The organism is Achromobacter sp. Bel (assembly GCF_012928505.1).
Classification (GTDB): domain Bacteria; phylum Pseudomonadota; class Gammaproteobacteria; order Burkholderiales; family Burkholderiaceae_B; genus Achromobacter.
In genome coordinates, this window is record NZ_JABBJN010000060.1 from 1 (window position 1) to 14,668 (window position 14,668).

General features: G+C 66.2%; 13 protein-coding genes. 9 read left to right on the forward strand and 4 right to left on the reverse strand.

Features of this window, described 5'->3' with window-relative positions:
* Positions 1 to 502: 502 nt before the first annotated feature.
* Positions 503 to 1,084: an ANTAR domain-containing protein gene (locus HG262_RS26070; RefSeq protein ID WP_169273773.1), complete on the forward strand. Its 582-nt coding sequence runs from the start codon at positions 503 to 505 to the stop codon at positions 1,082 to 1,084.
* A gap of 109 nt (positions 1,085 to 1,193) precedes the next feature.
* Positions 1,194 to 2,609, forward strand: a complete 1,416-nt coding sequence (cysG, locus tag HG262_RS26075) for a siroheme synthase CysG (protein ID WP_169273774.1) — start codon at positions 1,194 to 1,196, stop codon at positions 2,607 to 2,609.
* 71 nt (positions 2,610 to 2,680) lie between these two features.
* Here the strand turns inward: cysG and upp are convergent, their stop codons facing one another.
* The 3 genes from upp to HG262_RS26090 all read right to left on the reverse strand — a co-directional run bounded on the left by upp (position 2,681) and on the right by HG262_RS26090 (position 6,140).
* Positions 2,681 to 3,319, reverse strand: a complete 639-nt coding sequence (upp, locus tag HG262_RS26080) for a uracil phosphoribosyltransferase (RefSeq protein ID WP_006222717.1) — start codon at positions 3,317 to 3,319, stop codon at positions 2,681 to 2,683.
* A 126-nt stretch (positions 3,320 to 3,445) separates the two neighbouring features.
* Complete coding sequence (gene dacB, locus HG262_RS26085) at positions 3,446 to 4,894, reverse strand: D-alanyl-D-alanine carboxypeptidase/D-alanyl-D-alanine-endopeptidase (RefSeq protein ID WP_169273775.1); 1,449 nt, start codon at positions 4,892 to 4,894, stop codon at positions 3,446 to 3,448.
* A gap of 91 nt (positions 4,895 to 4,985) precedes the next feature.
* Positions 4,986 to 6,140: an ABC transporter substrate-binding protein gene (locus HG262_RS26090; RefSeq protein WP_169273776.1), complete on the reverse strand. Its 1,155-nt coding sequence runs from the start codon at positions 6,138 to 6,140 to the stop codon at positions 4,986 to 4,988.
* A 212-nt stretch (positions 6,141 to 6,352) separates the two neighbouring features.
* Between HG262_RS26090 and queA the strand changes: the two genes are divergently transcribed.
* The 7 genes from queA (at position 6,353) to HG262_RS26125 (ending at position 13,796) form a co-directional block, all read left to right on the forward strand.
* On the forward strand, positions 6,353 to 7,411 hold the full coding sequence (gene queA, locus HG262_RS26095; RefSeq protein ID WP_169273777.1) for a tRNA preQ1(34) S-adenosylmethionine ribosyltransferase-isomerase QueA: 1,059 nt from the start codon (positions 6,353 to 6,355) through the stop codon (positions 7,409 to 7,411).
* The gene (tgt, locus tag HG262_RS26100) at positions 7,408 to 8,544 is read left to right on the forward strand and encodes a tRNA guanosine(34) transglycosylase Tgt (RefSeq protein ID WP_169273778.1); all 1,137 of its coding nucleotides are present in this window, start codon (positions 7,408 to 7,410) and stop codon (positions 8,542 to 8,544) included. Before queA ends, tgt begins: the two co-directional genes overlap by 4 nt.
* 340 nt (positions 8,545 to 8,884) lie before the next feature.
* Positions 8,885 to 9,229 carry a preprotein translocase subunit YajC gene (gene yajC / locus HG262_RS26105; RefSeq protein ID WP_006221220.1) on the forward strand — a complete coding sequence of 115 codons (345 nt, stop codon included), beginning with the start codon at positions 8,885 to 8,887 and terminating at the stop codon, positions 9,227 to 9,229.
* 109 nt (positions 9,230 to 9,338) lie between these two features.
* On the forward strand, positions 9,339 to 11,219 hold the full coding sequence (gene secD / locus HG262_RS26110) for a protein translocase subunit SecD (protein ID WP_169273779.1): 1,881 nt from the start codon (positions 9,339 to 9,341) through the stop codon (positions 11,217 to 11,219).
* Between the two features lie 54 nt (positions 11,220 to 11,273).
* The gene (secF, locus tag HG262_RS26115; RefSeq protein ID WP_169273780.1) at positions 11,274 to 12,209 is read left to right on the forward strand and encodes a protein translocase subunit SecF; all 936 of its coding nucleotides are present in this window, start codon (positions 11,274 to 11,276) and stop codon (positions 12,207 to 12,209) included.
* 129 nt (positions 12,210 to 12,338) lie between these two features.
* Positions 12,339 to 13,016 (forward strand): VOC family protein, encoded by a 678-nt coding sequence (locus HG262_RS26120; protein WP_169273781.1) that lies wholly within the window; start codon positions 12,339 to 12,341, stop codon positions 13,014 to 13,016.
* Positions 13,017 to 13,085: 69 nt separating this feature from the next.
* Positions 13,086 to 13,796: an alanyl-tRNA editing protein gene (locus tag HG262_RS26125; protein WP_169273782.1), complete on the forward strand. Its 711-nt coding sequence runs from the start codon at positions 13,086 to 13,088 to the stop codon at positions 13,794 to 13,796.
* 72 nt (positions 13,797 to 13,868) lie between these two features.
* On the opposite strand, the gene HG262_RS26130 is transcribed toward HG262_RS26125, so the two are convergent.
* Positions 13,869 to 14,636 carry a phosphatase PAP2 family protein gene (locus HG262_RS26130; RefSeq protein ID WP_169273783.1) on the reverse strand — a complete coding sequence of 256 codons (768 nt, stop codon included), beginning with the start codon at positions 14,634 to 14,636 and terminating at the stop codon, positions 13,869 to 13,871.
* Positions 14,637 to 14,668: the final 32 nt, after the last annotated feature.

The window sequence follows — 14,668 nt, forward strand, 5'->3', positions numbered from 1 at the left end:
GCCGGTCGCCGCGCGCCGTCCCGCTCAACCACTTGCGGCGACCGGCGTCGGCGGTCAGGTCCGCCCCGGCAGCGGGGTGCGTGTTGGGGCTACGTGTCACTGGCGTCATGCATGGCTCCTGGCAAAAAAAAACGTCCCGCGCGCCATGGAATCCAGTCCATTGGCGCTGCGGAACGTCGTTGTCCCTTGCCGCGTAGTGCGGCGCGTTGCGTCGGGTGACCGCCGTTGGCCCCCGATACCTCTTAAGCAAGCACCGTGCCAGGCAGCCGGCTTTTTTCCTGAATGCGCCCGCACGCGGCGCCAATGCTGGCTTTGCGCCCAGCCCACGCCTCCACGGCCCGCGCCCACGCGCCGTGCCGCGAACCAAGTTGGTGCATGTCCCGATGCGGCGGCGCACCACGGCTGTGCGGCGCGGGCCCTGCCGCAGCGCCCCGCCGCCCCTTTCCTCGCGCCGCACCGGATGGCACGGAACTTGCATCAGTGGAAGCATCCGGGGGATCTCATGCTGAAGGTGATGCTGCTGAACGATGGCGAAGGACGCGCGGCGTCGCTGCGGCAGACGCTTGCCGCGGCGGGCGTGCGCATCGTCTCGGAAGTGGCGCCCGGCATGGACCTGGCTGCCGCCATCGCGCAGGCCGCCCCCGACGTCGTGCTGATCGACAGCGACGCCCCGGGGCGCGACACGCTGGAAAACGTCTGCGTGGCCAGCGAGCACAGCGACCGCCCGGTCGTGATGTTCACCGACAACGGCAACCGGGACACCATCCGCAGCGCCCTGCGGGCCGGCGTTGCAGCCTATGTGGTGGGCGACGTGCCGGCGGCCCGCATCGAACCGCTGCTGACGGTGGCGATCGAGCGTTTCGCCATGGAGAAGTCGCGGCGCGAAGAACTGCGCGAGGCGCAATTACGCCTGGCGGATCGGCAATGGGTGGAGAAAGCCAAAGGGATCCTGATGAAGGCGCGGACCATTCCCGAGGACGAAGCACACCGCCTGCTGCGCGAGCGCGCAATGCAAAGCCAGAAGCGCCTGGGCGACGTCGCCCGCGAAGTCGTCGAAATGAGCCAATGGCTGGGTAAAGGCTAGCTACATGATTTTTAGCTATATGGATTCAAGAAATCAAAAGTTGTGGGGAGGAAACCCGCTCCCTATGATCAGTTGATATTTCGCCGGGTACGCCCGGAGCGGGCATTTGATGAAGCTTTTCCCGATTTTTGCCGACTTGAAAGCGCGGCGGGTGCTGGTGGTAGGCGGTGGCGCGGTGGCCGAGCGCAAGACGCTCGCCCTGCTGGAAGCCTCGGCCGACGTCGTCCTGGGTGCGCCAGTACTGACGCCGGCGCTGGCTGCGCTGGCCGCTGAAGGCCGCATCCGCCACTTGGCGGGCCGGTTTGATGCCGCCTGGCTGGACGAGGTCTGGCTGGTGGTCGCCGCCACCGACGACCGCGCCACCAACGCCGCCGTGTCCGACGCCGCCAGCGCCCGCCGCATCTTCACCAACGTGGTGGACGACCCGGAGCTGTCCTCGTTCCAGGTGCCGTCCATCGTGGACCGGTCGCCCATCATCGTGGCCATTTCGTCCTCGGGCGTGGCGCCGGTACTGGCGCGCCGCATTCGCGAACGCATCGAATCGCTGTTCGACCACACGCTGGGCCAACTGGCCGGGCTGGCCGCCACTTACCGCAAGCGCATCCGGGTCAGCCACCCCGACCTGGGCGCGCGCCGCCGCTTCTACGACTGGCTCCTGGACGGCCCCGTGGCCGGCTTCCTGCGTCAGCAGCAGCCCACCCGGGCTGAAACCGCCTTGGTCGATGCCCTGGCGGCGCCGCTGGCGCCCGCCGAGGGCAGCGTGGTGCTGGTCGGGGCAGGCCCCGGCGACCCCGGGCTATTGACGCTGAAGGCACTGCGCGCCTTGAACGAAGCCGACGTCATCCTGTATGACCGTCTGGTCAGCGACGATGTCATGTCGCTGGCGCGCCGTGATGCCGACCGCGTGCCGGTCGGCAAGCTGCCGGGCGAAAACCACCACGCGACCCAGGCGCGCATCCACGCCTTGCTGGTGGAGCACGCGCGGGCAGGTCGCCGCGTGGTGCGCCTGAAAGGCGGCGACGCGTTCATCTTCGGACGGGGCGGCGAAGAGCTGGAATATCTGCGCGCGCATGGCGTGCGCTATGAAGTGGTGCCCGGTATCACCGCTGCGCTGGCCTGTGCGGCCTATGCGGGCATCCCGCTGACGCACCGCGAACACGCGCAATCGGTGCGGCTGATCACGGCGCATTGCCGCGAGGACGAAGACAAGCTGGACTGGCCCGCGCTGGCGCGCGAGCAGCAGACGCTGGCGTTCTATATGGGAGTGGGCCAGCTGGATCTGCTGACCGGGCGCCTGTTGCGCCATGGCCGCTCGGCCCAGACGCCGTTCGCGCTGATCGAAAACGGCAGCCGGCCCGAACAGCGCGTGCTGTCGGGCACGCTTGAAGAACTGCCCCGCCTGGCCGCCGAGCATGCCATCCGCTCGCCTGCCCTGCTGATCGTGGGCGAAGTCGCCGGCCTGGCGCCGCAGTTGCAATGGTTCGGCCAGCATATCGATGGCCGGCCGCAACGGTTGGCGGCTTGAGGGGCGGCGCGTGTGGACGGCAACCGCGACCGCTCAGGCTCTCCGCGCGCAACCCATCGCGCCGATAAACGTTATTCCGTCTTCTGCGTGGTGCCGAAGATCCGGTCGCCCGCATCGCCCAGGCCCGGCATGATGTAACCGTGCTCGTTCAGGCCGTCATCGATGGATGCCGTATAGATATGCACGTCCGGGTGCTTGGCCAACACCGCGTCGATGCCGACAGGTGCGGCTACCAGGACGAGCGCCCGGATTTCCTTGCAGCCGGCGCGCTTGAGCAGGTCGATGGCGGCAACCATCGAACCGCCAGTCGCCAGCATCGGATCGACGATCAGCGCCAGGCGCTGGTCGAGTTCACCGACCAGGCGTTCCAGATACGTATGCGCTTCCAGCGTCTCTTCGTTGCGGGCCACGCCCACGACGCTGACCTTGGCGCCGGGAATCAGGCTGAGCACGCCATCCAGCATGCCGATGCCGGCGCGCAGGATAGGCACCACGGTGACTTTCTTGCCGGCGATCTTCTCGACCTGGACCTGGCCGCACCAGCCTTCCACGGTGGCGGGCGCCAGCGGCAAGTCCTTGGATGCTTCATAAGTCAGCAACGCGCCGACTTCCTGCGACAACTCTCGGAAGCTCTTGGTGCTGAGGTCGGCGCGACGCATGATCCCGAGCTTATGGCGGATCAACGGATGGCGGATTTCGTGCACGGGCATGTGCGTAACACTCCAGAATATTGAAAAGACGGGTTTTTCGCCTCAGGCGCCACCCGAGCAGCACAATGCACCTGCGTCGGCTATCGGGTCGCACCCACGGATCGTAATCGGTTTAGGAAAATTGGCCTATTGATCGGCTAGCCACGCTATCAGGGCGTCATCGAAAGCGCGGACGGCGCCTGCCTGTTCGTGGTTGACGATGCTGACCACCACGTAGCGCTTGCCGCTGGCGCCCAGCACGTAACCGGCGATCGAGCGCACGTCGCGCAACGACCCGGTCTTCAGGTGGGCCATGCCCAGCGTGCCATCGCCCTTCAGACGGCGGCGCACGGTGCCGTCCACCCCGGCGATCGCGAAGGACGAGATGTACTCCGGCATGACAGGCGAATTCCAGGCCACCGTCAGCATGGACGCCAGGCTGTCGGCCGATACCCGGGCCTCGCGCGACAGGCCGGCGCCGTTGTCAATGACCAGTTCGGGCATGTCCAGCCCCTGCTTGGCCAGCAGCCCCTTGGCCACCGCCTCGCTGCTGGTCACGGTGGCCGGCCGGCGGCCCTTTTCCGCGCCCAGCGTCAGCAGCAGCGTGCGCGCCATGACGTTATTGCTGCGCTTATTGATCTGGCGGATCACCTCGGCCAAGGTCGGAGAATCGTGCGAAGCCAGCACCACGGCGTCCGCCGGCACCATGCCGGCCCGGACCTGTCCCTTGAAGGTACCGCCCAGCTCTTTCCAGAGCATGCGGAAAATCTCGGTGGCGTAGTCGGGCTGCGACAGGGCCAGGCGGTACAGGCTGAATTCGCCGCAAGAGCCAGCCACCTTGCCGCCCACGCGGATCGTCACACCCTGTTGGGTGATCAGCGGTTCGGTCGTCACCACCGGCGGACCCGGGCAGCGGACGTCGCTCCATTCCACATTGCCCTCGATCTTCAGGCCGGGCAGGGGCGGATCGATCAGCGGCACCCATTTATGGGCGGCCGCATCCGGCGTGAACAGCAGGCGCAGCGCGCCGAAACCCACCATCAGGGCGTCGGGGCTGGCGTTGTAGGCCCGATCCGGGGCGCCGTCAAAGGCGCCGGGGTCGGTGGCGACCTGGCCGAAGATGCTGCGGTCGATGACCAGATCATTGATCTGCTTGACCCCGCGCAGGCGCAATTCACGCAGCAGGGCCCACAAGTCCTGCATCAGGAACTGGGGGTCGCCCCCGGCACGCAGGTACAGCGGGCCGGCCAGCACGCCCTTGGCGTCGGGCCGGGCGCCCGGCGCCGTCATGAATTCGGTGCGCCAGACGTAGTTCGGCCCCAGTTCGGACAGCGCCGCCCAGGTCGTAACCAACTTCATCACCGATGCCGGGTTGCGCGATTCCTTGGCATTGAGCGCCACCAGGCGCTGCCCGCCCAGTTCCTGCACCACCAGCGACAGTGAACTGTCGGGCAGTTTGCTGGCCTTCCAGGCATTCACCACATTGGGCGGCAGGCCCTGGACCTGCGCGCAGGCGGCGCCCGCCGACAGGGTCAGCAATCCGCCGGCCAGCCATTGCCTCAGCCCGCCCACCCGCTTTCTCGCTTGTCCCGTCATGCTGCGTCCACCCGGTTGCTAGTCCTGCAAAACCGAGAGCATACAAAACCTGGGACGGTTGCGGGCGGGAGGGACCCGCCCGCCGCGCGCTTTACTGCAGCCGCCACTTGCCGGACGCCACCGTCGCCATCACCAGCGCCCGCTCGTCCAGCCCGTTGTGATCAGTGGGGCTCATGCTGACCACGCCGGTCGCCGTGGGCAGGTTCTTGACGCTTTCCAGCGCATCGCGCAACGCCGCCCGGAACTCGGGCGTGCCGGGCTTGGCCGTCTTCAGGGCCACGGGAATGGCCTGTTGCAGCAGCAGGCCTACGTCCCAGGTATAGGCGGCGAACAACGACACGCTGCCCGCGCCATTGGCGGCCTCGTACTTCTTGGCGAAGGCCTGCGCCGTGGCCTTGACGGGATTGTTGTCAGGCAGCAGGTCGGCCACCATCACCGGCCCCACCGGCACCCACGCGCCCTCGCACGCCGCGCCGCATACCCGCAGGAAGTCGTTGTTGGCCACCCCGTGGTTGAAATAGATCTTGCCCTTGAAGCCCCGTTCGCGCAGGGCGCGGGCCGGCATGGCGGCCGGCGTGCCGGACGCGCCGACCACCACGGCGTCGGGCGCCGCGCCGATCAGCTTCAGGGTCTGGGCTACGGCAGACGTATCGGTCGGCGCAAAGCTTTCTTTCCCCACGACCTCGATGCCGTGCTTTTTGGCGGCTTTCTCGATTTCCACCCAGAACGTCTCGCCCAGGGCATTGTTGAAACCGACGAAGCCCAGTTTCTTCACGCCATTGGCCGCGGCGTGCCGCGCGATGCCCTCGGCCATCAACGAATCCGAGTGCGGTGTTTTGAACACCCAACGCCGTTTGTCGTCCACCGGTTCGATCAGCCGGGCCGACGAGGCCAGCGTGATCACCGGCGTGGCGCCGGTCGCCACGGTATCCAGCATGGCCATGGTATTGGGCGTGGTGGTGGAGCCGACGATCAGGTCGACCTTGTTCTCGGAAATCAGCTTGTGGGAATTGCTGACGGCCCGCGTCGTGTCGGACGCGTCGTCCAGCACGATGTATTCGACCTTCACGCCGCCGATTTCAGTGGGCAGCAGGCTGATGGTGTTGCGCTCCGGGATGCCCAGCGACGCTTGCGGGCCGGTGGTGGACAGGGTGGCGCCGATTTTCACTTGCGCCAGCGCGGGCGCGGCGCCCGTAGCCAGCAAGGCCGCCAGGGCGGCGGCCATCAGGGTGCGACGAGGGGTCATGCGGTTGTCTCCTTGGGTACGCGGATATCGTTTTTTGCATTGCGCCGATCCGCTACGGCGTAGAACGCAGTTATACGGCGGGAAGCGGCGTTTCGCCATGGTTCCGCCCCTATTAGCCGTCCCCTTTACAATATCGGGTTGCCCCGAGCCGGCCCGGCCGGCGCGGCCCGCGTTTTTTGCCGGGCCGCCTCCTCTGACAGACAGATACCCGCGTGACCCAGTCCCTGACCGTTTCCGATTTCAATTACGAACTGCCGCCCGAACTCATCGCGCAGACGCCTGCCGCCGAACGCACGGGCAGCCGCCTGCTGCACCTGGACGGCGCCAGCCAGCTGCACGACCGCCAGTTCGCGGATCTGGCCGGCCTGCTGCGCGCGGGCGACCTGCTCGTCTTCAACGACACCCGCGTCATCAAGGCGCGCCTGCCCGGCCACAAGATCACCGGCGGCAAGATCGAAGTCCTGGTCGAACGCATCACCGAGACCGACCGCGTCCTGGCCCACGTGCGCGCCAGCAAATCGCCCGGCCCCGGCATGGTGCTGCGCCTGGCCGAGGCCTTCGACGCCACGGTGCTGGGCCGCGAGGGCGAGCTGTTCGACATCCGCTTCCCCGGCCCGGTGCTGGAACTGCTGGACGCCCACGGCGCCACCCCGCTTCCGCCCTACATCACGCACGCGGCCGATGCCGGCGACGATGACCGCTACCAGACCGTCTACGCCCGCGAACCCGGCGCCGTGGCGGCGCCCACCGCCGGCCTGCACTTCGACCAGCCTACCCTGGACCGCCTGGCCGACCTGGGCGTGGAGCGCGCCTTCGTCACCCTGCATGTCGGCGCGGGCACGTTCCAGCCGGTGCGCGTGGACAACCTGGCCGACCACATCATGCACGCCGAATGGTTCACGGTGCCGCAAGCCACGGTGGACGCCATCGCCGCCGCCCGCGCCCGCGGCGGCCGCGTGATCGCCGTCGGCACGACCAGCGTGCGCGCCCTGGAATCCGCCGCCGCCCAGACCGAAGGCCGCACGGCCCCCGGGCTGCCGCTGGCCGCCGCCCAGGGCGACACGCGCCTGTTCATCACCCCAGGCTACCGGTACCGCGTCGTGGACGCGCTGGTCACCAACTTCCACCTTCCCCAGTCGACCCTGCTGATGCTGGTGTCGGCGCTGGCCGGCGTCGAGCCGATCCGCCGCGCCTACGCCCATGCGGTAGCCCAGCGCTACCGCTTCTTCAGCTATGGCGACGCCATGTTCATCGAATCCCCTGCCTCATGACCGGACTGAACTTCGAACTGCTCGCCACTGACGGCGGCGCCCGCCGCGGCCGCATCACGCTGAACCACGGCGTGGTCGAAACCCCTATCTTCATGCCTGTCGGCACCTATGGCAGCGTCAAGGCCATGATGCCGCACGAGCTCAAAGAAATCGGCTCGCAGATCGTGCTGGGCAACACGTTCCACCTGTGGCTGCGCCCGGGCACGGAAATCATGGAAAAGCACGGCGGCCTGCACGGCTTCATGCAGTGGGACAAGCCGATCCTGACCGATTCAGGCGGCTTCCAGGTGTTCAGCCTGCAAGGCATGCGCAAGATCACCGAGGAAGGCGTGAAATTCGCCTCCCCGATCGACGGCGCGCGCCTGTTCCTGACGCCGGAAGAATCCATGCGCATCCAGCGCTCGCTGAATTCCGACATCGTCATGGTGTTCGACGAGTGCACGCCTTATGAAATCGACGGCCGCCCCGCCACGGTAGAGGAAGCCGCCCGATCGATGCGCATGTCGCTACGCTGGGCACGCCGCTCCCGCGATGAATTCGACCGCTTGGGCAATCCCAACGCGCTCTTCGGCATCGTCCAGGGCGGCATGTACGAATCGCTGCGCGACGAATCCCTGGCCGGCCTGCAAGATATCGGTTTCCATGGCTACGCCATCGGTGGCCTGTCGGTGGGCGAGCCCAAGGAAGACATGATGCGCATCCTGGCGCACGTGACGCCCAAGCTGCCGGCGCAGGCGCCCCGCTACCTGATGGGCGTGGGCACTCCGGAAGACCTGGTCGAAGGCGTCTCGCGCGGCGTGGACATGTTCGACTGCGTCATGCCCACCCGCAACGCCCGCAACGGCTGGCTGTTCACCCGCTTCGGCGACGTCAAGATCCGCAACGCCAAGTACCGGGACGACATCCGCCCGCTGGACCCCAGCTGCGCATGCCACACCTGCGCCAACTTTTCGCGCGCCTACCTGCATCACCTGCAGCGGGCCAACGAGATCACCGGCGCGCGGCTGAACACGCTGCACAACCTGCATTTCTACCTGACCATCATGAAGGAAATGCGCGAGGCCATCGCAGAAGGCCGCTTCGACGCCTGGCGCACCCAATTCGCCGCTGACCGCGCCCGCGGGATCGAGTGATCCGCCAAGGCAAAAGCGCCCCCTCGGGGGCAGCAAGCATGCGAAGCCTGCGCGGCTTGGAGGGCCTTTTTCCAGCGGGGGGCTTTTCTATCCTGGATTCGCCCCCATAGATTGGGATCCCTCCCTAGTGAAAGGCCAGCAATAAGATAGATACAATAGTCGGCTTGCCCTATCCATGGCTCGCGCGGGGATGGGCGCATAAAAACACAGCTAAAGTATGGTCATGACCCGCAAGCCCCGCCAAGAGCCGTCTTTGCATAGACACTCCTGGCATATAACCCCGGGCATGGCCAGCCAAAGCAACAAACAACCCAAACAGACTTAAACGCAGGAGAATTCAATGTCCGTTATCGATACCGCCAGCCTCGTCGTGGCCCAAGCCGCCGCCCCCGAAGGCAATGCGCTGATGGGCATGCTGCCCATCGTCCTGATGTTCGTGATCCTCTATTTCCTGATGATCCGTCCCCAGATGAAGCGCCAGAAAGAGCACCGTAACCTGATCGCCGCCCTGGCCAAGGGCGACGAAGTGGTCACCGCCGGCGGCATGCTCGGCAAAGTCACCAAGGTCAACGACAGCTACGTGACCGTTGAAGTCTCCGAACTGGCCGACAAGCCGGTCGAAGTGATCATGCAGAAGTCGTCGGTCTCGACCGTGCTGCCCAAGGGAACCATCAAGGCCTTGTAAGCGTCCCATAGAGCCCCGTCGGGCTCTTTTGTCCGATGGCGCCTGCCGCCGCCCGCCGCGCTTGCCGCTCGGGCGGCCCTTTCATCACTCTTACATGAAGTAGCCGGCAATGAACCGCTATCCCCTCTGGAAGTACATTACGGTCCTGATCGCGGTCATCATTGGCCTGCTGTACACGCTTCCCAATTTCTACGGCGAGTCCCCTGCCGTCCAGGTTTCCAGCGCCAAGGCCACCATCAAGGTGGATCCGGCCATGCTGAGCCGGGTCGAGCAGATCCTGACGGACGCCAAGATCCCCAACGAAGGGGTCTTCTTCGAAACCAACGGCACGCTCGGCACCGTGCGCGCCCGCTTCACGTCGACCGACCTGCAACTGCAGGCGCGCGACCTGATCGACAAATCCCTCAATACCATCGCTGGCGATCCGCACTACACCGTGGCGCTGAACCTGCTGCCCGCCTCGCCCGCCTGGATGCGCGCGATGGGCTGGTTCGCCCCCAAGCCCATGTACCTGGGCCTGGACTTGCGCGGCGGCGTGCACTTCCTGCTGCAAGTCGACATGCAGGGCGCCCTGACCGCCCGCTACGACTCGCTGGCGGCCGACGTGCGCTCGGTGCTGCGCGACCAGAAGGTCAACGTGGCCGGCGTCGAACGTTCGGGCATGGGCATTGCCGCCACCTTCGCCAACACGGACGACCGCGACCGCGCCATCTCGACCCTGCGCACCCGCCTGCCCGACCTGGAATTCACCGAGCGCGAAGAAAACGGCAAGCAGCTGCTGATGGGCGCCCTGAACCCGGCCGCCGTCCAACGCGTGCAGGATTCCGCCTTAAAGCAGAACATCAACACCCTGCATAACCGGATCAACGAACTGGGCGTGGCCGAACCGGTCATCCAGCAGCAAGGTTCCGACCGCATCGTGGTGCAGTTGCCCGGCGTGCAGGACGTGGCCAAGGCCAAGGAACTGCTGGGCCGCACCGCCACGCTGGAAATCCGCATGGTCGACGACACCCCCACCGCGCAAGCCGCGCTGCTGGGCGGCACCGTGCCCTTCGGCCTGGAACGCTACAACGACCGCGACGGCCGTCCGATCCTGGTCCGCCGCCAGGTCGTCCTGACGGGTGAAAACCTGCAAGACGCCCAGCCCGGCCGCGACTCGCAGACCCAGCAGGCCGCTGTCCACCTGACGCTGGACTCCAAGGGCGCCCGCATCTTCCGCGACGTCACCCGCGACAACATCGGCAAGCGCATGGCCATCCTGCTGTTCGAAAACGGCAAGGGCGAAGTGGTCACGGCGCCGGTCATCCGCAGCGAAATCGCGGGCGGCCAGGTCCAGATCTCGGGCAGCATGAGCTCCGAAGAAGCCGCCGACACCGCGCTGCTGCTGCGCGCAGGCGCTTTGGCCGCGCCGATGTCCATCATCGAAGAACGCACCATCGGCCCGAGCCTGGGCGCCGACAACATCTCGAAGGGTTTCCATTCGACGCTGTACGGTTTCCTGGCCATCGCCGTCTTCATCATCCTGTACTACCACCTGTTCGGCGTGTTTTCCACGGTCGGCCTGACCCTGAACGTGCTGCTGCTGCTGGCGCTGTTGTCCATGCTGCAGGCCACGCTCACCCTGCCAGGCATCGCCGCTATCGCGCTGACACTCGGCATGGCCATTGACTCGAACGTGCTGATCAACGAGCGGATACGGGAAGAGCTGCGGGCGGGCGCCACGCCGCAGCAAGCCATCCATCAGGGGTTCGAACGCGCCTGGGGCACCATTCTTGACTCGAACCTCACGACGCTCATCGTGGGCCTGGCGCTGCTGGCCTTCGGTTCGGGCCCGATCCGGGGCTTCGCCGTGGTGCACTGCCTGGGCATCCTGACCTCGATGTTCTCGTCGGTGGTGGGCGTGCGCGCCCTGGCCAACCTGTACTACGGCCGCAAGAAGAAGCTCACCACGATCTCCATCGGTGAAATCTGGAAACCGAAGGCAAACTGAACATAAAGCGGGCGGCGCAAGCCGTCCGCCACAGCAAAGAACCGAAGGCGAAAAATGGAATTTTTCCGGATTCACCGCACTATCCCGTTCATGCGCCATGCGTTGGTGCTGAACATCATCAGTCTCGTCACGTTCATCCTGGCGATCTTCTTCATCGTGACCCGCGGGTTCCACCTGTCGATCGAATTCACCGGCGGCACGGTCATGGAAGTCAACTACGCCCAGACGGCGCAGCTTGAAAACGTGCGCGGCGTGGTGTCCAAGCTGGGCTACACCGACTTCCAGGTGCAGAACTTCGGCACCTCGCACGACGTGATGATCCGCCTGCCGCTGCAGGAAGGCCAGACGTCGGCGACCCAAAGCGAAACCGTCATGGCCGCGCTGAAGACGGCTGATGCCGGCGTCGAACTGCGCCGCGTGGAATTCGTTGGTCCGCAGGTCGGCCAGGAACTGCTGCACAACGGCCTGATGGCCTTGCTGGTGGTGGTCATCGGCATCATGGCCTACCTGGGCTTCCGCTTCGAATGGAAGTTCGCCGTCGCCGGCGTGATCGCCAACCTGCACGACGTGGTGATCATCCTGGGCTTCTTCGCGTTCTTCCAGTGGGAATTCTCGCTGTCGGTGCTGGCGGGCGTGCTGGCGGTGCTGGGCTATTCCGTGAACGAATCCGTGGTCATCATGGACCGGATCCGCGAGAACTTCCGCAAGTACCGCAAGGCGGACGTGCACGAAGTCATCAACAGCGCCATCACGCAGACCATCTCGCGGACCATCATCACCCACGGTTCGACGCAGATGATGGTGCTGGCCATGCTGTTCTTCGGCGGCCCCACCCTGCACTACTTCGCCATGGCGCTCACCATCGGCATCTGGTTCGGCATCTACTCGTCGGTGTTCGTCGCCGCCGCGCTGGCCATGTGGATGGGCGTCAAGCGCGAAGACCTGATCAAGCCGGTCAAGAAGGAAGGCGAAGAAGGCGAAGTCGCCTGACCTGCCTCGCGCTTCAAACAAAAACCCGTCGCTTGCGACGGGTTTTGTTTTTGGGCCACCACTGTACTGCGCCTTCTTGTCCCGCTGTACGGGTACGAATGCGCCCGCATTGGCTACCATAGGAACACCATGAAACTATCCATCGATCATCTCGTCATCGCCGCGGCGGACCTTGCCAGCGGCACGCAATACGTTGCAGACCTCCTGGGCGTCGCGCCGCAAGGCGGCGGCGTCCACCCGCGCATGGGCACCCATAACCGGGTGCTGGGCATGGCCGACGGCATCTACCTGGAAGTGATCGCCATCGACCCCGATGCGCCGCCGCCCGAGCGTGCGCGCTGGTTCGGGCTGGACCAGGGCGACGTGCGCGCACACCTGGAACAGGGGCCGTTCCTGGCGCACTGGGCGGCGCGGGTCGAAGCGCCCATGGACCTGACCCGCATGCAGGCCGAGCATCCCGAGCGCATCGCGCCCGTCATCCCCATGACCCGGGGCAACCTGCGCTGGCGCTTGACGGTGCCGGACGATGGCAGCCTGCCGGTCTGGCGCGAAGCCGGCCATGCCGCGGGCGATGGCCTCCTGCCCACACTGATCCAATGGGATGTGGATGCCTACCCCGGCGTCAGCCTGCCGCGCCAGCCCCTGAAGCTGGTTCGCCTGACGGGCAGCCATCCGCAGGCCGGCCTGCTGCGCCAGGGACTGACCTGGATGGGCGCAGACACCCTGATCGACCTTGAACAAGCCAGCGGCACCCCGCGCCTGTGGGCGCAGATCGAGACCCCCCAGGGCGTCAAGACGCTGGCATGACCCTGGCACGCCCCCGACATGACCCCACCCGATAACAACAATTCAACACCCCAAACCGGAGACTCCCCCATGCCCGCCACCCGCAAACGATTCGACGACGAACCCTACCTGGGCCAGTGCGACGCCACCGTCATCGCCGTGAATCCCGAGGGTATCGAACTGGACGAAACCGTCTGCTACGCGCGCAGCGGCGGCCAAGCGGGCGACAGCGGCACGCTGACCCTGGCGGACGGCCGCACCCTGACGCTGACGGATACCGTCTACGCCGACGACCGCCAACGTATCCTCCACGTGCTGGAGGGCGACGCCACCCCGCAAGTCGGGGACCGCGTCACCGTGTCCATCGACTGGGCGCGCCGCCACCGGCTGATGCGCCTGCACACCTGCCTGCACTTGCTGGGTTCGCTCGTGCCCGCGCCGGTGACCGGGTGCAGCATCTCGCCCGATTCCGCCCGCATCGATTTCGACCTGCCCGAATCCACGCTGGAAAAGACGGATCTGACCGAACGGCTGAATGCGCTGATCAACCGCGGCCTCGACGTCGCGGTCAACGGCATCACGCCCGAAGAGCTGGCGGCGCAACCCGACCTGGTCCGCACCGTGGGCGCCGCCCCTCCCGCCGGCACCGCCAAGATCCGCATCATCGATATCCCCGGCGTCGACCGCCAGCCCTGTGGCGGCACGCACGTACGGAATACGGCAGAAATCGGCGCCATCGCCGTCACCAAGATCGAAAAGAAAAGCCGCACCAACCGGCGCGTGGTGGTGGGCTTCGCGTAAAGCAGGCCCTGTCTGACACCATGAAAAAAGGGCCGCGAGTGGATCGCAGCCCTTTTCTATTCGTGCGGACGTTCAGCCCTTTTTCCACCACCGCCACGGCGCGCGCAGTGGCCATTGATACTTGCTGCACAGGACGCGGGGCGCCAGCACGTGGCCGACCAGCACTGCGATGCCGGCCGCAGTCATCACGTCGGACAGGTAGTGGTCCAGATTGACCAGCCGGCTCATCGCCACCAGCGCCGCCAGCAGCAGGAAGGCCGTGCGCCAGCGCGGGGCCAGGATGCTCAGCACGACCGCCACGGCGAACGCGGCATAGGTGTGGCTGGAGGGAAAGGAATTGAACTGCTGCACACGCGAAAAGGATTCGCCCAGCCCGTAAATGCCTTTCTCGAAAAACAATTCGGGACGGGCCCGCGCCACCGACCGTTTCAGCACCAGCACCACCAGCCCGCCCACGGCCATCGTGGACAGCATCAGCAGGCTGCCGCGCGCCATGCTGGCGTAGCTCATGCGCAAGGGGTTGCGCCAGCCGCGCGCCAGGCCGATCAGGCCGACGACGTAAAAGGCCAGCGCCACGCCGATGTATGGGCCGCTCTCGCCCATTTGCCCCACCCATTCGAAGGACTCGTTCACGCCGTCGGAGACCGACTGCTTGATCCAGATGGCCAGCGGCAGATCCACCCAGCGCGCGCAGGCGGCGGCCACCGCTGCCAAGGCAACGCCCAGCAGCAACCAGGTGGCCAACGAGAACGGATTTCGGACTTCGTCCGGTACGGGCAGGCCAGGCGCGGCGGGGGCCGCAGGAGCGGCGACCGGAGGCGTCATGGGATTGGGTGTCATCGGTACCGCTCAAAGAAAATGAGAAATATTAC